This is a genomic window from Candidatus Bandiella numerosa, assembly GCF_021811875.1.
Classification (GTDB): Bacteria; Pseudomonadota; Alphaproteobacteria; order Rickettsiales; family Midichloriaceae; genus Aquirickettsia; species Aquirickettsia numerosa_A.
Genome location: NZ_JAJBJD010000299.1, coordinates 1 through 243 on the forward strand (window position 1 = coordinate 1; position 243 = coordinate 243).

The 243-nt window shown below is 40.7% G+C and carries 1 protein-coding gene; it reads left to right on the top strand.

Annotation, left to right across the window (positions count from 1 at the left end; genetic code table 11):
* Positions 1 to 27: 27 nt before the first annotated feature.
* Positions 28 to 243, top strand: a 216-nt coding sequence (locus tag L8D11_RS05680; RefSeq protein WP_236870537.1) for a transposase, incomplete at its 3' end; no start/stop codon positions are given.

Genomic DNA, 243 nt, shown 5'->3' on the forward strand with positions numbered 1-243 from the left:
ATAAGTACATACGAAAGAGGAGGCAAAATGTCATTTTTAGTAAGAGAAGCAGAAGAACGTATAGAGAAGAGTAAGTTAGTGCGAATAGCAGGAGTGATTAATTGGAAGAGAGTGGGGTCAAAGATGGGAGATTTAGGGAGGTCTGGATATGGGCCACAAGGATATGACCCTATTAAATTATTCAAGGGACTGTTATTACAAGCATGGCATAATTTGAGTGACGAGGGGTTGGAAGAGGCACTT